The following is a 21,751-nucleotide window of genomic DNA, read 5'->3' on the forward strand; positions in this document are numbered from 1 at the left end:
TCAGTTCAGTCGTAGAAAGCACGAAGCTGCGAAGGCGCAGCCTCACCAGTCGCTCGACAGACTGCCGGCTCACGCGTTTTTACACGGCCTCGGCCGAACCAAGTCCAATGACGACCAGCCCAGTTCCGCCCTTACGGCCCATCGATATTGTCCCAGAGTGAACGCGTTCTTTCAGTCTGCTGGATATCCCATCCAGAGAGTCCATATGCGCAAGACAGCATCAAACTACCTGGTCCGCAATCCGAACGTGAGCATCGGTGATGTGGCACCCATGCTTCTCGATGTCGTCCAGACACTCTCCCGGGCCGACACCCGGGTTCCGTTTGTCCCGGTTCAGTTCCACGGACTTACATGAAGCCCAAGGCGCGACCCTTGCCGGCAGATTCACCCCGTGGCGTCTGCCGTAACGCCGAACACCGACCGGGTCCACGAAAATATAGACAGGCATTTCGTGCACTCCTGCGATGGATGAATCCCTTGGGCGCATCGTCAAAAATTCGGGACACAGAGTCGACTGTCCCTTCCCCGCCGCGACCCACTGGCATCACGCGCGTTCGACTTCGCTCACATGCATCCGCTCGAATCAGGGAATAACCGACGCATCCTCACGGTCTTGCAGGTAAGACAGACTCACAACGGGTGATTAAATGAACGTCGTCGACATGGCCCATGCATCGGGATTTACCGTCATCCTCGACGGCAGAATCGGCCGCGAGGAATACCAGAGCGTATGCGGTTCGGTATCCGCATTACAGCGATTCGCCGAAGCGGTACGTCAGGACGCAGCGAGCCAGTGCGAATCTGCGCCGCTGCAGTCGCCGGCGGCCGATCTGTCTGGACGGCTACGCCGCAGCTTTATTGGAGGTGCGCGAAAATCTGGCGGCCGGGCGGCACTTGCTCGTCGCGCGTCGCACAACGTTCGCCGGATGCTGCCATGACGCCGCAGATGCAAACCGTCCTGCGTCGGTTGCAACTCGGGTCTGGCGTGGTGTTGCTGATCTATCTCTTTCTCCATCTGATCAATCACGCGCTCGGGATCTGGTCACTCGAACTTGCTGGACGCGGCCTTGTTTTAGCGCTACGGCTCTGGCGCAGCACAACTGGAACGATTGCGTTGTATGGTGCGGCTATGCTCCATTTTGCGCTGGCCGTGCGCACGATATACGGGCGCCGTCACTGGACGCTACCGATCGCTGAGTGGGTCCGCCTGTGGGCCGGCCTCAGCCTGCCGCTGCTGCTTATCCGCCACGCAGTGACGACCCGGCTCGCGTCCTCGCTCTATGGCTTCGAGCCTGACTATGAGCGCGTCGTGATCCTCCTGCTAACGAGTGGTACGCAGGGTTTGCAGCTTGCACTGCTCGCGCCTGGATGGATACACGGATGTCTCGGACTATGGTTCCGATTGCGTCATCTTCCGTGGGCGCGCCGCATGAAGCCCGCACTGTTGGCTTTGGTCGTCCTATTGCCGTTGCTGTCCGCGGCAGGCTTTATCCGGATGATGCGGGCTGTCGAGGCGAAGAGCGTCGTACTCGCGGCCCCCGATCCGATACTGATTGCGCATCGGCTCACTCTGGATGTCTGGCGTCACGATCTCGTGACCTTCTATTTGTCTCTGATCGTCAGCGCGTTTGTCGCCGGCCAATTGCGCAACGGCCTTGAACGCCGAAGGTTGCGGAAGATCTCGCTGAATTCGTGACACGGCTGCGACTCCGTCCCGCTGGTAGCTGCCGCCCAAGGGGATCGTAGAGCTCCCGTGGCAAACACGGCCCGCCAACCTAACTTCTCGCCAACGATAGCTCGACGCGCTTGCGCTGCAGGAACCGGCGCACGGCCGGATCGCGTTCGAGTCCGATCGCGAGATCGTACGCATCGAGCGCTTCAGCCCTCGCGCCGGCACGCGCAAGCAGATCGGCACGCGCGGCCCAGTACGGCTGGTAGGCGGACAGCCGCGGATCGTCCGCATACGGCTCGAGCGCGTCGAGCGCCGCCTGCGGGCCGTCCCGTTCCGCCAGCGCGATCGCGCGGTTCACCGCGACCACCGGCGAGCCTGCAATCGCGAGCAGCGCATCATAGAGTTGCACGATCTCATCCCAGTTCGGGAGATTCGTGCGGCAGCGGTACACGTGCGCCGACTGCAATGCGGCCTCCAGCTGAAAGCGTCCGATTGCGTTGAGAGCACTCGCGCGCCGTAGCAGTGCGTTTGCTGCGTCGATCATCGGCTCGTTCCATGTCGCCGGATCCTGAGCCGACAGCGGCACATACTCGCCGGCTGCATCGCGTCGTGCGTCACAACGCGCCTGCGCATACAGCATCAGCGCGAGCAACCCCATCGTCTCTGGCTCCTCGGGGAGCAGTTCGACGAGCAGTTGCGCAAGAAACAGCGCCTCGCCGGTGAGATCGCGCCTCCCTATATCGCCGCCGGCCGGGTCGGTCCACCCTTCCGCATACACCGCATAGACCGCCTCCAGCACCGCAGCAAGCCGGTCGGGCAACTCCTCGCGCTCGGGCACGCTGAACGGAATGCCCGCTTCGCGGATCTTGTTCTTCGCCCGCACGAGGCGCTTGCTCATCGCGGCGGGCGACATCAGGAACGCGGACGCGATGGTTTTCGCTTCGAGCCCCAGCACCACCTGCAGCATCAGCGGCGTGCGAATCGCGGCCTCGAGCGCAGGGTGCGTGCACGCGAACAGCAGCGCCAGTCGCCGGTCGGGCAACGCGCCTGCATCACGCTCGTCGATCTCGTCGGCGAGGATGGTGAGCTGGTTTGTCACTTCGTCGCCGACGCGGCGATGACGCGCGCCGTCGATCGCCCGGCGGCGCGCGACCGTCATCAGCCACGCTTCGGGATTCGCAGGGCAGCCGCGTTCCGGCCACTCGGCGAGCGCGGCCGCAAACGCGTCGGCCAGCGCGTCCTCGGCTGCGGCGACGTCGCGCGTGCGCATCGCCAGCAGCGCGACAAGTTTGCCGTAACTGCGGCGGGCGACCGCCTCGGCAATCGAACGCGCGGCGCCGCCAGCGTCACGGCCGCAGCCGGACGGACTCATGCAGCCGATCGCGCGTCGTAGGGTGCAGTCCAGACCGGGCGCACTTCCATGACGCCGTACGCCGCGGCTGGGCAGCGTGACGCCCACGTGATCGCCGCATCCAGGTTGGGCACGTCGATCAGGTAGTAGCCGCCGAGCTGCTCCTTCGAATCGGAATACGGACCGTCGAGCACCTGCGGCTTGCCGTCGACGAGCCGCACCGTGGTCGCCACGTTCGTGTGTTGCAGCCGGTTGGCGCCCACCAGCGCCCCCGCCTTTTTCAACGACTCGGTGTACGCCTGATACGCGGCGACGCCTTGCTGCCGCTCGCTGTCGGTCATCTGGTTCCAACCGCTTTCTTCTGCGTAAATCATCAACAGGTATTGCATATAAGCCTCCGTCATGGGGTTGAGGCGGCTGAATTACATCGGGCCGCCACTACAATGACGCGCGGGCCGCATGCTGATGGACACGTGGCATCGAAAAAATCGCTGACGGGCGTCTGTTCGATCAGCGATGACAAACCACTTCGACATTGTGCCCGTCCGGAGCAATGACAAAAGCCGCATAGTAGTTGGGGTGGTAGCGCGGGCGCAGGCCGGGCGCACCATTGTCTTTGCCGCCCGCCTCCAGGGCCGCGCGATAAAAGGCGTCGACTTGCTGGCGATTTTCGGCCGTAAACGCAAGGTGAAGATGCGCCGGCTTCTCCGTGGTCTGGTATAGGCACAATGAAGCTTTACCCGGCGGGCTAAGCTCGACACCGTACGTCGGCTCTCCCTCTGAGATAACCGCTACGCCGAGCGGTTCGAGCGCCTTGAGGAAGAACGATTTGCTCGCTGCATAATCGCTGACCCCGAATTTAACGTGATCGAACATGAGTTCTCCTGGCGTGTGTGGGCCCGCGCGAGGCCTGACGTGATTGAGAGATCACCGTGATGTTGCCACACAGCTACAGGTTCACGAAACCCTGCTCTGATACGTCACCGTCGCACGAGGTACGTGCCGACGCAACGCCCCTACCGTGCCCGCCCCTCAATGCCGCATCAACGACCACAACAATAGCGCCATCAACACCACCACGATCACCTGCCAGAACAGCACCGGATCGCTCTCGAGCAAAGGCTTGCGCCGAACCGGCGCCAAGGCGTCCCGACCGCTCGAAAAACGTTCGAGATCGGCGCAGACTTCGAGCACGTCCTGATACCTTCGGGCCGGATCGGGCTGTAGCGCTTTCTCGAGCACCAGGTCGAGCCACTGCGGCGCGTCGACCCGGTACTGATAGAGCGGCACACGGCCATTGAACCCATACGGCAGCTTGCCGCCGCTGAATAGCCGGTACAGCGTCACGCCATACGCGAACACTTCGGAGCGTGCATCGCCCTGCGCGCCCTTCATCAACTCGGGCGCCATATAGGCAGGCGAGCCCGGAGCGGTGTCGGGGCCCGGCAGTTGCATGCCCGGCATATAACCGAAGCCAAGATCGAGCAGGCGCGTGCTATCGCCCCGCATCACCAGCACGTTCTCGGGCTTGATATCGCGATGGAAAATATTGCGGCGGTTCAGCGCGTCGATTGAATGGCCCAGCTTCTGCGCGATCCCAAGCGCACGCGTCAGCGCCATGGGCTGAGGCGCCGCCAGCATTTTTTCGAGCGTGATGCCTGCGCCAAGCGGCATCACTACATAGAGCCGGGTTTGCCGGTCGGCGTCCACCGGCATCGGCGCGAGCACACCGTCGTCGTCGATCTTGCCCGCCAGCCAGCGCTCGCGCACGATCGACTGGCGCACGTTCTCGTCCTCCCCAACGCGCGGCTTGGGAAACTTCAGCGCCAGCGGCGTGTTCGGATCGGCCAGATCGTAGCCGGCGAAAATCCTCGAGTAGAAGCCATCGTTCAACACGCTCGTGAGCAGATATCCATCGACCACCTCGCCGGCATCCGGCACAGCCGGAATCGGCAAAGCGCCAAGCACACGCTCAAGATAACCGACATCGAGCGTAGGCAGGCCACCCACATCGAGCACCGCGCTCGTCACGTCGTCATGCGAGCCTCGCGTCACCGCCAGGGCACCAAGCCGGCGTGCAGTGTCGAGTGCACCGCCGCGGGCCGCCAGCACCGTCTGCAACTCGCGCATCGGCACGCGGCGATAGAGCCCGTCGGAGCACATCAGTAGGCGGTCGCCTTCGCGCAGCTCCAGAGTTTCGACGCGCGTGACCAGCGCCGGCAGCATGCCGACCGCATGCATCACATAGGAACCGAAGGCGACCGGCACCACGTCATCGTCGCCAAGCTGGGTCAGTTGACCATCGCGCAGCAGATAAAGCCGCACGTCGCCGGCCGCCACCAGATACGCGGTAGCGCGACGCACGATCAGCGCGGCAAAGGAAGCGGACATCTGCTTCAGTTCGGGATCGACGCGGCCGATCTGATGCAGCCAGCCGTGGATTGCCTCGAGCGCACGCGCAGCAGCTACGCCAGGCTGCAATGTGTCGGGGAGCCCGTAGTAGGCGTCGATAAAGGTCCGCACCGAGAGTTCGGCCGCCACCCGGCCACCCTTGCTGCCGCTCACGCCGTCGGCCAGGGCGATCACACTGCCACGCGCCGCGCGCGCCGCCAGATCGCCGAGCATCACGCCGACGTAGTCCTCGTTGATGTGATCCTGCCCGCGTCCGCGGGCAGGGCAAGAAACACAGCCGATTTCGATGGCGGCGCACTCGCCGCGCTCCGGCCGCAACTGAATGTCGATTTCCTGGCCGTCCATGCCGCGACGGCTGGCAGGCCTTCCCTCCGGATCGTCTGTCAACCGGCCCGTGCTCGGCGCGGGCAAACTATCCGTGGAGAAGGGTGCATTCATTTACTTTTTGCCATGGGTCATCACGTCGCTTACTTCCAGATCGTGCTCGATCTTCGCGAGCACTTGCGGCGAGCGCTTCTTGAGCATCATCAACCAGACCGCGCCCACCAGCATATATGCAACGAACAGATAAGGAAGGATGTTATACGGATAATCGGGCACCGGATACACGCTGCCAATCACCGCGCCGATCATCGCCAGTGCGCCGAGCACGCCCCATAGCACGTTGATCGACTTGAGCTCACCCTGCTTCTTCAGATAAACCGGTGCCGAGATTGCGACGAGGAAATACACGACCAGGAAACCGAAGGTCGCAAACGTACTCGTATAGCCGAACGTGTTGAGCGGACCCGTGCCGAGCATCGCGATGCATACCACCAGGGTCACGATCGAAGAAAATGCAACCGCCAGGTACGGGGTCTGGTGCGTGCGGTGCACCATGCCCATCGAGCGGTGCACGAACTGATAACGGCCCATCGAATACAGCAGGCGGCTGGACGAGTTGATGCACGCAAGCACGCATGAGAACGCGCTGATCGAGGCAATCAGATAGAACACCGGGCCGAGCGGCGAAGCGCCGACGCTCGTGAGCAAGGTGCTGAGCACGGCCGAATCGCCGCCGAGCTTGGCCACGTCGTCGTGGTAGGCGATCGTCATCGAATAGGCCACGAACATGAAGAACAGGCCCGACAGGATCACGCACCAGATCACCGCACGCGGAATGACGCGCAGTGGGTTCCTGGTTTCCTGGCCGAGCGAAGCGGCGCTCTCGAAACCCACGTACGAGAAGATGCCGAGCACCATACCCTGTGCCATACCCTTACCGCTTACACCCTGCAGCCCGAGTTGCGCATGGTCGACGATATGGTCCGGGTGCAGTGCGAGCACATAGATCAGCACACCGCCCACAATCACTACCGAAGCGCCTTCGATCGCCAGCGACAGGCGCGACGAAAGCTTCACGTCACGCGCCGAGAAGAACCAGGCCAGCCCGATAAAGATCGTGTAGATCGCCCACGACGGGACAGCGATGTTCCAGGCCGAAAAAGCGTTCTGCACGAACACCACGCCTGCCGCGCCCACCCCCATCGCAGTACCCACGTAAGCCGCGATCAACCCCCAGCCGGCAATGCCACCCGCCATCGGCCCAAGCGCGCGCGAAATATAGATAAAGAACGAACCAGCCGACGCGATCCGGCTCGAAAGCGCGATGATGCTCATGCTCACCAGCAGCAGCCCGATCGTCGACAGACCGTAAATCAGCCACGTTCCCGCGCCGGCCAGCGCCGCGATTGCGGTCACATTGATCGACGGCGTGAAAGTTGGAGAAAGATTTGCGATGGATTGGCCGATGACCTCGGGAAAACCCAACGTGCCCGCGCGGAGACCTCCGGAAGGTGCTGGTGCTGCTTGTGTAGTGCTTTGCGGAGTGCTCATGTAGTGCTCCTGATGGATGGGTAAATCAAAGCTGAATGCGCTACAACTTTTGCACAGTCAAAAATCTCGAAACAACTCAATTCATTTGTTCCAGCCGGGAATCCACGACGTCCCCGCGAGCGGAATGCGCGCCATTGCCGCAGCTTCGACGGTCAGCGCGACGAGATCCTCGGGTTCCAGGTGATGCACGTTCTGCTTGCCGCATGCACGCGCGATCGTCGTCAGTTCCATGTTCAGCGTCTTCAGATAGTTACGCACCCGGCGCGAGCCTTCTTCCGGCTGCACACGCTGTTCGAGCACCGCATCCTGAGTGGTCACGCCGACCGGACACTTGCCCGTGTGGCAGTGATGGCAGAACCCCGGCGACGTGTTCAACGCCGCGTAGTCCGCCGCTGCCGAATGCAGCGCGCCGTTCTGAAAGTACGTGTCGCTGTTGCAACCGAGCGCCATCAGCATGCCCTGCCCGATCGCCACCGCGTCCGCGCCGAGCGCAAGCGCCTTTGCCACGTCGGCGCCGGTGCGGATGCCGCCCGAGACGATCAGTTGTACCTGGCCTTTCATATTCAGATCTTCGAGCGCATCCACCGCCTGGCGAACCGCCGCCAGCGTCGGAATGCCGACGTTCTCGATGAAACACGTCTGCGTCGCCGCCGTGCCGCCCTGCATCCCGTCGATCACGACCACGTCCGCACCCGCATGCACCGCGAGCTTGACGTCGTTGAACGTGCGGGTTGCGCCGACCTTCACGTAGATCGGCTTTTCCCAATCGGTGATTTCGCGCAGTTCCTGAATCTTGATCGTCAGATCGTCCGGGCCCGTCCAGTCCGGATGACGGCTCGCCGAACGCTGGTCGACGCCGGCCGGCAACGTGCGCATCGAAGCGACGCGCGGGTTCACCTTCTGCCCGAGCAGCATGCCGCCGCCGCCCGGTTTCGCGCCCTGACCGATGACGATTTCGATCGCGTCGGCACGGCGCACGTCGTCCGGGTTGAAGCCATAACGCGACGGCAGGCACTGATAGACAAGCGTCTTCGACGAGCGGCGCTCTTCCTGCGTCATGCCGCCGTCGCCGGTGGTGGTCGAGGTGCCCATCGCGGTCGCGGCCTGGCCGAGCGCTTCTTTCACGTTCGCGGAAAGCGCGCCAAAGCTCATGCCGGCAATCGTGATCGGAATATCGAGGACCACCGGCTTTTTGGCGAAGCGCGTACCAAGCACGGTCTGCGTTGCACACTTCTCGCGATACCCTTCGAGCGGATAGCGTGACAGGGAGGCACCGAGAAACAGCAGATCGTCGAAATGCGGCACGTGGCGCTTCGCGCCCAGACCGCGAATCTCATAGAGGCCGCGCTGCGCCGCGGAGTGGATATAGTCGATCGTCTTGCGGTCGTAGCCTTGCGACTCTTCCTGCTGCAAGCGGGCAAAGTGAACAGGTTTGGCTTCCATGGGGACCTTCGTCGAGAACGTGTGTTCAATATTCCTGGTTCGCGTCGGCGTTCCAGTGATAGAGCGTGCGAGCGGAGGCGATCCGTTTGAACGAGGCCGGGTCGTGGTCCATGCCGGCGGCGGCGAGCAATGCGCGTACGGCGTCGAGATCGGCTTGTGTCATCGGTTCGTATTGCGCGTCCGCGCCGAGCGATTTCACTTCGCCGCGCACATACAGCACCGCTTCGTAAAGCGAGTCGCCGAGCGCATCGCCCGCATCGCCGCAGATCACCATGCGCCCGGCCTGAGCCATGAATGCAGAAAAGCTGCCTACCGATCCGCCCACCACGATGTCGCCGCCCTTGAGCGAAATGCCGCAGCGCAGGCCCGCATCGCCGTCGATCACCAGCAGGCCGCCATGCGCCGAAGCACCTGCACCGTTCGACGCGAAACCCTTCACGTGCACCTTGCCGCTCATCATGTTTTCGGCGACGCCGGTGCCTGCGCTGCCGTCGATCTCGATCGTCGCGTGTTTGTTCATGCCGCCCGCGTAATAGCCGGCGTGACCGGCGATCGTCACGCGCACCGACGCATCCACCCCGACCGCGAGGTTATGCGCGCCGTTCGGCGCGACGACGGTCACCGCCTGGCCTTCCAGTTCGCTCGCCGGTTTGTGCAGGAACTGGTTCAACTCACGAACCGTCGTGCGCTCCAGATCGAAAGTCAGGCTTTCCATACGTACATCTCCTCGGGTGCAGGTTCGAAGACCCTCGCGTTCTTGATATCCGGCAGATGCGCGAGCGAACGGAACTCGGAGGCGATCGCGACGTAGTCGTCGTTTTCCGCGACCACCGCCGGCTTGCACGCAAACGGATCGCGAATCAGCGCGAGTTCGGTGGAGGTGCCCATCAGGAATGTGTAGAAGCCATCGAGTTCTTCGAAGCCCTTCTGCAGCGCGGCCGGCAACGTGTCGCCTTCGCGCAGCCGCCATTCGAGAAAGCGGCAGGCGGCTTCGGTGTCGTTGTCGGTATCGAAGTGAATGCCCTGCGGTTCGAGCTTGCGGCGCACGCCATGCGCGTTCGACAGCGAGCCGTTGTGAACCAGACAGAAGTCGTCGCCAGCCGTGAACGGATGGGCGCGGTCGGGCGTTACGGCAGATTCGGTCGCCATGCGTGTGTGGCCGACCAGATGCGTGCCCTTCAGGTTCGCAAAGTCATAACGCCCTGCCACTTGCGACGGCGAGCCGATATCCTTGTACAGATCGATCGAACGGCCGCTCGAGAGCAGATAGAGCTTCGGATACTGTTCGCGCAGCCAGGTCTTTACGCCCTCGATATCGCCTTGCACCGTCAACACGGCGTGATTGCCTTTCACGTCGACGCGCGCCGTGACGTCCATCGCCACGTTCAGCGCTTCCACCAGCGGCTGCCACGCGAAGTCCGAGCCCTCTTTCGTAAAGCCCGCGTAGAGGCTCAGCTTGCGCTGGCTCGCGTCGACCGGCTTGCCGAACACTGCAAGGCCCGCCGAGTCCGGTCCGCGCTCGGTCATACCGATCAGCATCGGCACCATCAGTTCGCCCAGCCGCTCGCGCAGTGCAGGCGTCTTCACCAGCAAGCCTACAATTCCGCACATCCTGGTTCTCCTTAAAAGAATTCGAGGTAGGTCTTCAGTTCCCAGTCCGACACGTGGCGCATGTATTCGAGCCACTCCATTCTTTTGAGCTTGAGAAATTCGTCGGCGACGGGGCCGAGCGCATCGCAGATCACGCGGTCGGACTCCAGTGCGTCGAGCGCCTGCTCGAGGTTTTGCGGCAGTACGCCGATGCCGTGTTCCGAGAGCTGCGCGGGCGACCACCCGTAGAGGTTCTCGTTAGCCGGCTCTCCCGCCGACATGCCGCGGTCGATGCCGTCGAGCCCTGCCGCGATGACCGCCGTGGTCGCGAGATAGGGATTGCACGAGCCGTCGGGCAGCCGCAGTTCGATACGCTCGCCAGGCATGCGCACCATCGTCGAGCGATTGTTGTTTCCGTAGCTGATATAGGCCGGCGCCCACGTTGCGCCCGTCAACGAGCGGCCCACCACGAGGCGCTTGTACGAGTTCACCGTTGGATTGCACAGCGCGGTCAGCGCCGGTGCGTGCGCGAGCAGGCCCGCGGTGAACTGGTAGCCGAGCGACGAAAGTCCCATGCCGAGCTTGTCCGCCGGATCGGCGAACAGGTTGCGCTCGCCGTCGCCGATCGACATATGCATATGCATGCCGTTGCCCGGAAGGTTCGCGAACGGCTTCGGCATGAACGAGCAGATCATGCCGAGTTCATTGGCGATCTCGGAGGCCGCCATCTTGAAGAACACATAGTGATCGCAGGACGTCAGGCAATCGGTGTACGTGTAGTTGATTTCGAACTGCCCGTTGGCGTCTTCGTGATCGATCTGATAGACGTCGATGCCTACTGCGCGCATGGATTCGGTGAGCTTTTCCAGGAAGACCCGCGTGCGCGAGAGACCCTTGTAGTCGTAGCACGGCTTGGCGAGCGTATCGCTCGGATCGCACGGCTCCAGCGTGCCGGATGCCGAACGGCGCAGCAGCGAAAATTCCGGCTCCAGACCGGTGAAGAGAGTCCAGTTGCGCTCGGTCATCCGCGCAACCGCCTTCTTCAGCGTCACGCGCGAATCATATTGCCACGCTTCACCATTCACGTGACCGTCGCAGACGATCCGTGCCAGACCCGGCTGCCACGGCACCGGCGTGAGCGTCGCGAGATCGCCGACGGCCATGTAGTCGGGACCGTTCGGCTCGATGCCGACGCCCCAGATCGCAAACCCCGCGAACCCGGCGCCCGCGGTCAACACGCTCTTCAGATGACTGACCGGCACCGACTTCGCCTTGGCCACGCCGTGAATATCGACAAACTGCGCCAGCACGTACTTCACGCCCTGCTGCGTCAAATAAGCTTGCGCCTCGTCCGCCGAGCCGAACCGGGGCACGCATCCGAGTTCGTTGACCGGCAGCGTGGTCGCATCGTTCAGGTTCATCGCCACTCCTTGCAACAACATTGTTCGTCGATTGGAAAAGCCACACGCCACGCATGTGACCAGGCTATGCGACGCGCTTTCGAACGCCGGTTGCGATGCGCTTCAAACCTGTCTTCAGGCAAACAGCAACTTTATTGGTGAGCAACTATGATTCCCGCAGTGAAACTCTCCGCGCAAGGCCAGGCGCTGCAATCTGCTACCCTTTCCCTTTTCATGAGGCCCACATGCAAACCGGTGAAGAGAACAAAACGCCGCTTGAGCGCTACCTGGGTATCACCATTCGCGAGCTACGCCAGCGCCACGGCCTGACGATCGCCCAGGTTTCCGCGCAGGCCGGTATCAGCCGCGGCATGCTCTCGAAGATCGAGAACGCACAGACCTCTGCCGGTCTCGAGGTGCTCAACCGCATCGCCCAGGCGCTCGGTGTTTCGCTCTCCATGTTGTTCCGCAATTTCGACGTGCCGCAAGGCGGTGCGCAGCTCGTCAAAAAAGGCGCCGGCATGGAGGTGGTCCGCAAAGGCACCAAACGCGGTCACACCTATCACCTGCTCGCTTACGACCAGGGGCCGCGCAAACTCTTCGAACCTTTCCTGATCACGATGGAGGATGAAGCCGAGCGCTTTCCGGTTTTCGAACATCCGGGCACCGAATTCATCCACATGCTCAAGGGCGTGATCGAATACCGCCACGGCCAGCAAACCTACATCCTTCATCCCGGTGACACCCTGACTTTTCAGGGCGAAATACCCCACGGTCCTGAGCGTCTGATCAAGACGCCTATTCAATTCCTGTCGATCTTCGTGTACCCGCAATCGAGCGCCGACTGATCTCGCGCCGCGTTCGGCCATGACCGATGCGCAAACCAATGCAACGTTTGTGCCATGTTTATCTGGGTGAATCAAAAGTTCCCTTGGATAAACGCCTTGGGCGCAGTTAGACCTTGCCGGCGTTCAGGCCGAAACGCTCGCTGGCTCGTCTGCGGTGCACGGCTTTATTGCGGCTGGTGCGACTTTGCACAAGAACGAGGTATGCGGTTAAGCTGCAGCAACAGCAATGCTTATACAAAGCGGGCATTTGCCTCCGCCTTCGCATTGCCCCCGGCTTCAGCGCAACGCGTCCTCGGGAAGATCGGGCAGCGCACGCGCCAGTGACGGCTGGATCGCGTTGTCCAGCACGCCGCGGGTCAGCATCACGATCTCGCCCGCGAACTGATCCCACTCGCCCTGGCGGTGCAGCAAAAAGAAATCGCGCCGACCGAGGCGGCCAGGCGGCAACGGCATCACCGCGATATCGTCCAGGTAGTGACGGGCCTGCCACAAACACAAGGGCGTCGAAATCGCGAAACCCACGCGTGCCGCCACCAGGCTCAGCAGCGGATCGGTGGCGTCGAACTCGTAACGTCGTGGACTGTTGATACCCAGATGCCGGGCGAAACGCTCGATCTGCTGGCCGATCACCGAGCGCGCCGTGTAGCGGATCAACGGCATTTCCTGCGCCAGCGTGCGCCAGTCGATATTGCGGTGTGCGCTCAGATAGCTGCGCGCCACCACCACCACGAACGCCTCGGAAAACAGCGGCACTTCGACGATCCGTGCATCGCTCAGCATGGTCTGCGTGCAGATCGTGATATCCAGTTCGCGGTCGTGCAACTGCTTGCTGAGGCCCGGTGTCAGGCCGGACCACATCGAAATTTGCCGCTCCGAATTCGACACCGCGCGGATCAACTCCGGGCCGACGGTCGCCGCGAACGAATCGACACATCCGAGCCGCACCGGCATCTTTCCCGTGTGCGACGCATCGCCGATGCGGGCGGCGACCATCTTCGCATGTTCGAGCAAGGGATCCGCCAGTTCGAGCAGCGCGCGCCCAGCCACGTTCGGCCGCGGCGGCCGGCTCTCGCGGTCGAACAGCGTCAGGCCCTGGTCGCGCTCCAACGCGGCAATCGCCTGGCTGACCGCGCTCTGGCTCACCCCGAGCTGCTTCGCGGCGCCCGTCATGGAGCCGCTCTCGCACACGGCGACGAAAGCCTGCAGCGCGCGCAGATCGATCGGAGGCGGGGTTCGTGTCATGGCATGTTCCGCTCGCAGGGGTGACTGACGATGGCCCTGCACGGCACGAGAACATTGTGCCGATCTTCGCAGGGCCGCCGTTCAGGACAGGATGAGCAATTGCATTAGCTCATCATAAGTTTGCCTGATACAAAATTGGCGTGCCCAGCGTTTTCCTAGAATTCGCCTTATTGCCCATTCAGATATCCACATGAGCCACTACGATTTCATCGTGATCGGCGCTGGCGTCATTGGCGCGTCGGTCGCCCATCATCTTGCGGCACTCGGGGCGCAGAGCGTGCTCGTCATCGAGCAGGGCACGATCGGCGCGGGCACCACCTCCCAGTCGTCCGGGCTGCTGCGCACGCACTATTCGGTACGCCAGAACGTGGAACTTGCGCGTTCGTCGTGGTGGGCATTCAACAATTTCGCCGAATACGTCGGCGACGACGAGGCGTCCTGCGGCCTCGTCAAATGCGGCTATCTGATCTGCGCGCCCGAGGGCGACAAGCTCGACCCATTGCGCGCCTCGCTCGCCGCGCAGCAGGACATGGACATCGAAGTGCAGTTACTCGACAAAGGCGAGGCGCACGAGCGCCTGCCGATTGCGAGCTTCGACGACGCCGCGCTGATCGGCTTCGAACCGGAAGCGGGCTTTGCCGACGCCTATCTGGTCGCCACCGGCTTTGCCCGTTCGGCGCGCCGGCGCGGCGTCAAGATCATGGAAGGTGTCACGGTGACGGGACTCGTCCGCGAAGGACGCCGGATCACCGGCGTCGAGACGAGCGCAGGCAGTTTCAGTTGCGGCACGCTCATCAGCACGCAGAACATCTGGACACCGGAGCTTGCTGCCTGGATCGGCATGCCGTTACCGGTCAAGCCGGAGCGTCACACGGTGCTCGCCCTCGAATGCGAGGGTGCCGCATACTCATTCACGATGCCGGCGTTCAAGGACCTGGGCTCGGCCGGCATGCTCTATTACCGCAGCTATGGCGGCAGCCAGATGCTCGTGTCCGAGGGCGTGGTCGGCGAAACACTAAGCTCGCCGGAGACGGAACAAGGGCAGATCTCGCTCGACTATGTCGCTGAAGTCGGCGCCCAGGTCGCCGAACGCTTCCCCGCTTATGAAGCGGCGGGGCTCGCTTCGTCGTGGACTGGCGTCTACGACGTGACGCCCGACTGGAATCCGGTGTTGGGCAAGGTCGCCGATATCGAGGGGCTGGTGGTCGGCTTCGGCTTCTCCGGGCACGGCTTCAAGCTCTCGCCAGGCATCGGCAAAATTCTCGCCCAGCATGCGCTCGGTCAGCCCACCGACGTCTCTCTCGCACCCTACGCTCTCGACCGCTTCGCCAGCGGCGCGCTACTGGTGGGCAAGTACGGCTCCGGCGCGGTCTCCTGATCAGCAAATATAACGGACGCGGGCCAGCGACCAGTCAGTCGTCGCCCGCGGGCTGAGACGAGCGCTTCATCACGTTAGCGCGTCTGCTCGAAACGCTGCTCGCAAAACGGCGGTCTGCGACAGCTTGAGCTGCGCTGCAACCGATCCCGCCGCCCATGAGCTAATTCCCCTCTCATTTTCCGAACCCACAATGCGTCACTCCACAGACTGATTCGCGTATCGAATCACACCTCACCCAGCGGAGCGATCATGGAAAGCGGCCGGAATTTATCCTTTCTCTCCTATGTTGATGTCTTGCTCGATCAACTGGAAAAACAATCTGATCGAGCGGTGTTGCGCTATCTCGATCACGACGTCACGGGCGGAACCCTGCGAAGCGCTATCTTTCGCTATGCGCGGGCGCTCGCGGCGCTGGGCGTCGACCGGGGCGCCCTGATTGCAATGCTCGCACCCAATTGCCCGGACGCGCTGGCGATTCGCTACGCAGCAAACCTCCTGGGCGCGGCTACGATGTTCCTGCCGGCGTCCGTGAATGCCGGCAAGCGCACAGCGATGCTAGCCCGCGTACGACCCACGCTCCTCGTTCTCTTCCCGGAAACCGCTCACCTCATTCCCGATGCGGTCGATGGCCACGTGGTCTTCGTCGGTGTGGGCTTTGCGTCTTCATCGCTGGACCGACTCGCGCGAGTGCAATCGGATCTGCCGCTGCGCAGACAACCGAGGCCGGATGACCTCGCGGTAGTCGTCTCTTCGGGCGGCACGACGGGGGTCCCCAAATGCAGCCGGCGGTCCTTCGCCACGTATTCGAAGATGGTCGGCACAGCCAACGACAAAGACCGGCGACAACTGGTCAATGGCCCGCTCGCTTACCTGTCGCAAGTGCTCGTCGATACCACGCTCATCGGCGGCGGTACGGTTGTGCTGAAGCCTCGGTACGATCCCGCAGAGACGCTCGCGACGATCGAAGCGGAGCGCATCACCGACGTGCTGCTGGTCGAGCCTCAACTGTTCGAAACAATGGACCACCCGGACGTCTCCCGGCGCGATCTGTCGTCGCTACGCTCGATTGCGCACATCGGCGGATCGGCGCCTGCGGCATTGCGGCAACGTGCGATTGCGCGGCTCGGTCCGGTGCTCACCCATATGTACGGGGCGAGCGAAACCGGGCTCGTCAGCATTCTGCCCCCCTCCGCATACGAAAAGAATCCGGACCTGCTGGATTGTGCGGGGCGTATCCGGCCCGGCGTCGAGGTGCGTTTGCGTCGCGGCGATGGAACGTTAGCGCGTGCGGGACAGTGCGGCACCATGGAAGTCAGGTCGGCCGGTATGGCGGATGGTTACTACCATCAACCCGTCGAGGAAGCACAAAAGTTTCAGGGTGGCTGGTGCCTGACCGGCGACGTCGGATTTATCGACGAGGCTGGTAATCTGCACGTCCTCGGCCGCGCGGCCGACGTCGCGAAAATCGATGGACTGACGATTGCCCCAACCCACATCGAGGATGTCCTATGCCGCTGCCCTGACATTCGCTATGCCGTAGCGCTGACGGCAAGCAACGCTGGCGGCAAATACGTCTGGAACGCGCTGGTCGTACCGTGGGCTGCCGGGCAGCTCGACGTCGCGCGATGCCTGCATCGGCTCAAAACCGAGTTCGGTGCTTTGGTCGCAAACCGGATTCGCATCGTCGTAACCGATCGCGTGCCGCTGACTGAACAGGGCAAAGTAGACCGCACCGCAATCGGGATGATCCTGCAGGAAGACCTGCGATCGGGCCGCGTCCCGTTCCGGGTAGCTCCGCTTCATACCGTGCAAGAACCGGTGGAGGATAATGAGGCGTTTCGCCTGACGTGACCCCTTGTTCATTGGAAGATGATGAGGCTCATCGGCACCCTTGCCCAACTCTGCCGCACGGCTGCCTTCGCGCTCGGGCGTGAACTGGCGGCCTGGAAGCCTTCCAGAGCGCGCGCGACGTTCGCGGCCGAAGCCGTGCTGTCCGTCGCGCTTTCTGTCGCGCTGGCCAACGCGTTGGGTCTGTCCGACACGTGGTGGGCCGCAATCAGCGGCTTCGCGGTCATGCAAACGAGCTTTGCCGGTTCCGTGCAACGTGCCGCCCACCGCATCATGGGCACGGTGATCGGCGCTGCGCTTGGAACCCTGATGGGACCGTGGATTGGGGACCGTCCGTGGCTGTTTGTGCCCGCGTTAGGACTGATGGGCGGTGTCGCGGTGTATGGGGCCAACGGGTCCAAAGCGGCCTACGCATGGATTCTGGGCGGAGTGACTGCCCTGATGGTGACGTATGAAGCACACAAATTCGAGTCCTTCCAGGCGACCGCGTTGTTTGCGGCATTGCGCGTCGCCGAGGTCGCGGTTGGGACGCTGGCTTGCCTGCTGGTAGCAAGCGTGTTCCATTTCGGGCCGAGGTGGTACCGGACGAACAGGAAACCAGTGGAGACGTCAACCGCGCGTGCCGCGGCCGAGTCCACGTCGGGCGAAGCTCCCGCTTCCGCTTCAGCTTCAACACCCCCTTTAGCATCGACGCACCCAGCCCGCATGCTGCTGAGCGTGCAGGCTGCAGTGTCCATCACCATCCTTGCGTCCCTGACTTATGTTCTGCACCTCCCGGGTTTCGCGCAAGCCATGGTCACGGCGATCGCGGTCCTGATCGTGCCGCCGGGTCTGGCGGCAGACAGAACACAGCAGCCGGTCATGGAAAAGATGGTGCAACGTGTAGCCGGCTGCCTGCTGGCCGGTGTGCTGGGTGTGGCGCTGCTCCCTCTGATGCACGGGCAAGCGGTGTTGTGCATGCTCGCGCTGTCCATCGGCGTGTGGGCCGGATGCCACGTGCAGACGGGACGCGAAGGAGCAAGCTATGTAGGCCGTCAATTCACCATCGCGTTCATCATGGTGTTTGTCCAGGATCACCACTGGTCGTCCGATCCGATACCCGCGCTCATGCGGCTATCGGGAATTGTCATCGGGATTGTGGTGTTGGCCGCGGTGATGCTCGGGATCAAAGGCACGCGACTTAACGATGCGCGAACAGCGAAATCTTTTTGGCCTTGATCATGGACCTGACTTTCGACATAAACGGAGCCTGCGGGTCCTTCGTGCACTCCTCGAGTACCGCCTCTCCCACTGGATGCGCCGTATCGATCACCATGGTGTCGGTTTCCCTGACACCGAGCTTGTCGACGCCGGCGACCCAGTAGATCAATGCGGGCCGGTATGCCTCGTCGACGGCGGTAAAGTCCGCACAGGTCATTTTCGCCGGGCTCACTTTGGACTCTTGCGCACTGGCTGCGAGAGGGATGGCTAAACAGATCACGACTGACAGGATTTTTGCGGATTTCAATGGACACTCCATATATGGGTTGAATGGGCATTTCTCGTGGCGTTGCCGGATACGGCTGATTGCCCGATACAAACTTTAAAGCCGCTGAATTAGGCCGGAATTAACGCGCTATGGGTCGCAGTCCGAAGAATCTCAATGGACTACTGTCCAACCCATCCCACGCACGTTGCGGATCAGGGACTGGCCGAACTTCTTGCGCATCGCGTGGATCAGCACGTCGATAGCATTGCTTTCCACCTCTTTGCCCCATCCGTATAGCCGGTCTTCGAGCTGGCCGCGCGACAGGACCATGCCGGGCCGCTCCAGAAATGCGTGCATCAATGCGAATTCGCGCGCAGAGAGCGACGACGCTACGCCGTTGCAGCACAACAGGCGTTTGTTGAGATCGAGGTTGAGCGACTCGCCGCCGATCCGCGAGGTCGCATAGCCGGCCTTGCGACGCAATACCGCCCGGATTCGCGCAAGAAGCTCGCGGACTTCGATCAGCTTCAGTACACAATCGTCGGCACCGACATCAAGACTGCGCACACGCGTCTCCAGATCGTCCAGTGCGGTGAGAATCACCACAGGGACGTCGTTGCCCGCCGCACGCAACGAACGTAGCAGATCGAGACTGCCTGCGCCCGACAGGTCGAGATCGAGCAATACGACGGCGTAATAGGCCGTATTGATGGCCACGCTGCCGGCCTTGCCGTCGCGAACCCAGTCGACACTGCAATCCGCATCCTTCAATGCGCGAAGCAGGCTTTCGCCAATCTGAATATCCTCTTCAACCAGTAAAACTCGCATGATGTCCCACCGTTCTGAATAGCATCGCCCCATGTGGGTCGCGCGCTATTGAAACTGGAAATCCCCCTGTTGATTCGCATAACGTATTGTGTTGGGCTTAAATCACCTTGAATTCACGTTTGTGAAGAGTCTTACGCATCCCCGCGCCTGGTTTTGCCCTGGATCGAATCACGACAAGTGGTCGTCTTGATACTACGGGGCGCAGTGTGCAGGATTTTGGGGAATGGCGAAAATACCGACTGCTGATGCCAATATAAGCAGCGCATATAGCTCGCACTCCCCTTGGCGATTTCCAGCCCGCGGAGCGCGGGCTGCCTTTACTGGCAGGCGGATTCCAGTCGCCTCACGACATTTTCCGAGATCGCCCGCATGACCGCGGGGTCGATGAACTCGTCCGAGTACACGGTGCTTGCGACCAGCAATCCGTCGAAAATCGCCACCGAAACGTTGGGGAAATTCTTCAGGCCACACGCATAATCAAAGCCAGTCACTTTCAGTTGCTGTGTCGGCCAACGAAATCGGATCGCCTGCATATCGGAGACATTGAGCGCAACCGGCGGTTGTTGCATTCCGCAAAACAATTTCGGGTAATTCAGGTAAGTATGAAACACTGAACCGTTGGCCGCACCCTCGTGGATATCGTTAAATACGAGTTTCGCGATGTCGAAAAATGGGCGATCCAGATCAGGGATCCGTGTGATGAGTCCAGTAATAGCCGTAAACACGAGCTCCGGTGAAGCGTGCGGTTCAAGCCTGCGGCGCATATCCACGCTCGATCGCAGCAGCATCTGCCGTGGCTGCTCCCCCGCCACGTCACGAATCGCGAGGGCAAACGCCGCGAGCAGAAGCGAGTGCACCGAGGAACCGTGTGCATGGGCTGCGGCGTGAATTCTTTGCATGGCGTCGAACTGGATCACCGTCCGCTCGAGGCGTCGCCTCGGAGGCTCTCCATCTTGCCGCACCCGTGCGCGCGGCGGGATCTTCGCAAATCGCCCCGAATACGCAATGGGGTCGCACATACGGTCTGCAGGAAGCGCGGCCAGGCCTTGACTCACGGCCGCGTCGAGTGGGCTCGGAAAGGGCTGTGTCTCAAACGCCGGAGCTATGCCGCGCACGATGCAATCACACATGTAAGCAAGACAGGCATGCAGTTCGACCAGCGAAGTCGCGTCTGTCACCGCATGGGTGCTCAGCATGAAGACGTCGAGCGTATCGTCGCCGGCAATGACGTGGATAGAGTAAACTTTTTTTCGCGTATCCAACTCGGCATTCAGTAACTTCTCATACAGAACGTCGGCGGAACACCTGTCGGCAGACAACCACGATTCGACTGCCTGCCAGTTGTCCGTCCGCTCCATGAATTGCCCATCCTCGACGACCGCACGGAGAATGCCGTAGCGAGCTTCCAGACACGCTACGGCAGCGTCAAATTGCTCCCGGTTGATCGCGCCGGTGATAGTGCTCCGGCTCACAACATTAGTGTGCGTCTGCATGTAGACCATCTCCGTCGGCGAAGCGCGGCGATATATTTTTCTCGCGGCTCGTGACCGGCTTTGGTAGGTAAGTTCGCAGTTAAGGCTCTGCATGGTGAGCTCCTGGCAAAAAATCAAATGAAAATGGGGGCGGCCGCTCCGACGACGGCGGCATTTTCCTGGCCACGTCTACGCGTTCTGGACCAAGCCGTCGCTCGACGGTCTGATCACGCAGACAATCTAGGCCGCGAATATGAGGTGGGAATTAGAACGACTGGGCCAGGTGCCGATAATTCGCCGCTAAGTGTCGACGTGAAAAATGCAGCATGCCGCCGCGTGGCTTGCGGCAGGTCTACGAGCGTTCATCAGCCGTTATAAGCTATGGCTCAACAGGACGTTTTCGCCAAAGCGAGGTCATCGTGACTATCCGTGTTTCTAAACTGCTGCTCGTGATGTCCATGGCGCTGCTCGCGTCGCTTGTGAGCTTCGGCAATCTCACCGATTACGGCAGCAACCTCGCGTTCGTGCAGCACGTCTTCCGCATGGACACAATCTTTCCTGGCAGTGCGATCGGTTATCGCGCGATAACGTCGCCAGCCATCCAGAATGCCGGTTATGTGTTGATCATTGCGCTCGAGACCGTGACTGCCGCGTGCTGCTGGATCGGCACGTTCACCATGTGGCGCGCGCGCCGCGCGGACCACAGCGCATTCAACCGCTCGAAACGATGGGCGATTGCCGGACTCACGCTCGGGTTCCTGACGTGGCAGGTCGCGTTCATGTCGGTGGGCGGCGAATGGTTTGGAATGTGGATGTCCACTACGTGGAATGGCGAGGAAAGCGCGTTCCGGTTCTTCGCGACATTTGCGCTGGTGCTGATTTTCTTGAGTCTGCGCAACGACGATATTGCCGAATAGTCTTGCG

The 21,751-nt window shown here is 61.9% G+C and carries 21 protein-coding genes; 8 read left to right on the forward strand and 13 right to left on the reverse strand.

What is annotated here, in order from left to right; genetic code table 11:
- The 3 genes from P3T17_RS29320 to P3T17_RS29330 form a co-directional block, all read left to right on the forward strand.
- Positions 1 to 355 (forward strand): hypothetical protein (locus P3T17_RS29320; protein ID WP_429409976.1); only part of this gene is annotated, 355 nt, incomplete at its 5' end.
- A gap of 292 nt (positions 356 to 647) precedes the next feature.
- The gene (locus P3T17_RS29325) at positions 648 to 938 is read left to right on the forward strand and encodes a hypothetical protein (RefSeq protein WP_429409978.1); all 291 of its coding nucleotides are present in this window, start codon (positions 648 to 650) and stop codon (positions 936 to 938) included.
- Entirely contained in the window at positions 935 to 1,696 is a 762-nt protein-coding gene (locus P3T17_RS29330) for a hypothetical protein (protein ID WP_429409980.1), read from the forward strand. Before P3T17_RS29325 ends, P3T17_RS29330 begins: the two co-directional genes overlap by 4 nt.
- Positions 1,697 to 1,775: 79 nt before the next feature.
- On the opposite strand, the gene P3T17_RS29335 is transcribed toward P3T17_RS29330, so the two are convergent.
- The 9 genes from P3T17_RS29335 to glnT form a co-directional block, all read right to left on the reverse strand.
- Positions 1,776 to 3,044 (reverse strand): RNA polymerase sigma factor, encoded by a 1,269-nt coding sequence (locus P3T17_RS29335; protein ID WP_429409982.1) that lies wholly within the window; start codon positions 3,042 to 3,044, stop codon positions 1,776 to 1,778.
- A complete protein-coding gene (locus P3T17_RS29340) occupies positions 3,041 to 3,412 on the reverse strand; it encodes a YciI family protein (RefSeq protein WP_429409984.1) in 372 nt (123 codons plus the stop codon). Before P3T17_RS29340 ends, P3T17_RS29335 begins: the two co-directional genes overlap by 4 nt.
- A gap of 121 nt (positions 3,413 to 3,533) precedes the next feature.
- The gene (locus tag P3T17_RS29345; RefSeq protein ID WP_429409986.1) at positions 3,534 to 3,899 is read right to left on the reverse strand and encodes a VOC family protein; all 366 of its coding nucleotides are present in this window, start codon (positions 3,897 to 3,899) and stop codon (positions 3,534 to 3,536) included.
- A 156-nt stretch (positions 3,900 to 4,055) separates the two neighbouring features.
- A complete protein-coding gene (locus P3T17_RS29350; protein WP_429409988.1) occupies positions 4,056 to 5,873 on the reverse strand; it encodes a bifunctional protein-serine/threonine kinase/phosphatase in 1,818 nt (605 codons plus the stop codon).
- Positions 5,874 to 7,310: an APC family permease gene (locus tag P3T17_RS29355; protein ID WP_074268609.1), complete on the reverse strand. Its 1,437-nt coding sequence runs from the start codon at positions 7,308 to 7,310 to the stop codon at positions 5,874 to 5,876. It lies immediately after the preceding gene.
- A gap of 81 nt (positions 7,311 to 7,391) precedes the next feature.
- On the reverse strand, positions 7,392 to 8,753 hold the full coding sequence (locus P3T17_RS29360) for an FMN-binding glutamate synthase family protein (protein WP_429409990.1): 1,362 nt from the start codon (positions 8,751 to 8,753) through the stop codon (positions 7,392 to 7,394).
- Between the two features lie 25 nt (positions 8,754 to 8,778).
- A complete protein-coding gene (locus tag P3T17_RS29365) occupies positions 8,779 to 9,468 on the reverse strand; it encodes a protein glxC (RefSeq protein WP_429409992.1) in 690 nt (229 codons plus the stop codon).
- Complete coding sequence (locus tag P3T17_RS29370; RefSeq protein ID WP_429409994.1) at positions 9,456 to 10,364, reverse strand: class II glutamine amidotransferase; 909 nt, start codon at positions 10,362 to 10,364, stop codon at positions 9,456 to 9,458. Before P3T17_RS29370 ends, P3T17_RS29365 begins: the two co-directional genes overlap by 13 nt.
- Before the next feature lie 11 nt (positions 10,365 to 10,375).
- Positions 10,376 to 11,764 (reverse strand): type III glutamate--ammonia ligase, encoded by a 1,389-nt coding sequence (gene glnT, locus P3T17_RS29375; protein ID WP_429409996.1) that lies wholly within the window; start codon positions 11,762 to 11,764, stop codon positions 10,376 to 10,378.
- Positions 11,765 to 11,988: 224 nt separating this feature from the next.
- Between glnT and P3T17_RS29380 the strand changes: the two genes are divergently transcribed.
- Positions 11,989 to 12,591: a helix-turn-helix domain-containing protein gene (locus P3T17_RS29380; protein ID WP_074268613.1), complete on the forward strand. Its 603-nt coding sequence runs from the start codon at positions 11,989 to 11,991 to the stop codon at positions 12,589 to 12,591.
- A gap of 276 nt (positions 12,592 to 12,867) precedes the next feature.
- On the opposite strand, the gene P3T17_RS29385 is transcribed toward P3T17_RS29380, so the two are convergent.
- Positions 12,868 to 13,833: a LysR family transcriptional regulator gene (locus P3T17_RS29385; RefSeq protein WP_429289103.1), complete on the reverse strand. Its 966-nt coding sequence runs from the start codon at positions 13,831 to 13,833 to the stop codon at positions 12,868 to 12,870.
- A gap of 190 nt (positions 13,834 to 14,023) precedes the next feature.
- Here P3T17_RS29385 and P3T17_RS29390 point away from each other — a divergent pair, with 190 nt between their 5' ends.
- The 3 genes from P3T17_RS29390 (at position 14,024) to P3T17_RS29400 (ending at position 18,277) form a co-directional block, all read left to right on the forward strand.
- A complete protein-coding gene (locus P3T17_RS29390; RefSeq protein ID WP_429409998.1) occupies positions 14,024 to 15,211 on the forward strand; it encodes an NAD(P)/FAD-dependent oxidoreductase in 1,188 nt (395 codons plus the stop codon).
- Positions 15,212 to 15,460: 249 nt separating this feature from the next.
- Positions 15,461 to 17,062: a class I adenylate-forming enzyme family protein gene (locus P3T17_RS29395; RefSeq protein WP_429410001.1), complete on the forward strand. Its 1,602-nt coding sequence runs from the start codon at positions 15,461 to 15,463 to the stop codon at positions 17,060 to 17,062.
- A 21-nt stretch (positions 17,063 to 17,083) separates the two neighbouring features.
- Complete coding sequence (locus P3T17_RS29400) at positions 17,084 to 18,277, forward strand: FUSC family protein (RefSeq protein ID WP_429410368.1); 1,194 nt, start codon at positions 17,084 to 17,086, stop codon at positions 18,275 to 18,277.
- Here P3T17_RS29400 and P3T17_RS29405 read toward each other — a convergent pair.
- The 3 genes from P3T17_RS29405 to P3T17_RS29415 form a co-directional block, all read right to left on the reverse strand.
- Positions 18,240 to 18,566, reverse strand: coding sequence for an HdeA/HdeB family chaperone (locus tag P3T17_RS29405; RefSeq protein WP_074268618.1), 327 nt, complete (start codon positions 18,564 to 18,566; stop codon positions 18,240 to 18,242). The two genes, P3T17_RS29400 and P3T17_RS29405, sit on opposite strands and share 38 nt — an antisense overlap.
- Before the next feature lie 132 nt (positions 18,567 to 18,698).
- Entirely contained in the window at positions 18,699 to 19,355 is a 657-nt protein-coding gene (locus P3T17_RS29410) for a response regulator transcription factor (RefSeq protein WP_074268619.1), read from the reverse strand.
- Between the two features lie 317 nt (positions 19,356 to 19,672).
- Positions 19,673 to 20,941: a phthiocerol/phthiodiolone dimycocerosyl transferase family protein gene (locus P3T17_RS29415; protein ID WP_429410003.1), complete on the reverse strand. Its 1,269-nt coding sequence runs from the start codon at positions 20,939 to 20,941 to the stop codon at positions 19,673 to 19,675.
- Between the two features lie 305 nt (positions 20,942 to 21,246).
- On the opposite strand from P3T17_RS29415, the gene P3T17_RS29420 reads away from it, so the two are divergent.
- Positions 21,247 to 21,744 (forward strand): DUF2165 family protein, encoded by a 498-nt coding sequence (locus tag P3T17_RS29420; protein ID WP_429410005.1) that lies wholly within the window; start codon positions 21,247 to 21,249, stop codon positions 21,742 to 21,744.
- The last annotated feature ends 7 nt before the right edge of the window (positions 21,745 to 21,751 follow it).

Origin of the sequence: Paraburkholderia sp. GAS82, from assembly GCF_050436285.1 — a bacterium.
Classification (GTDB): Bacteria; Pseudomonadota; Gammaproteobacteria; order Burkholderiales; family Burkholderiaceae; genus Paraburkholderia; species Paraburkholderia phenazinium_B.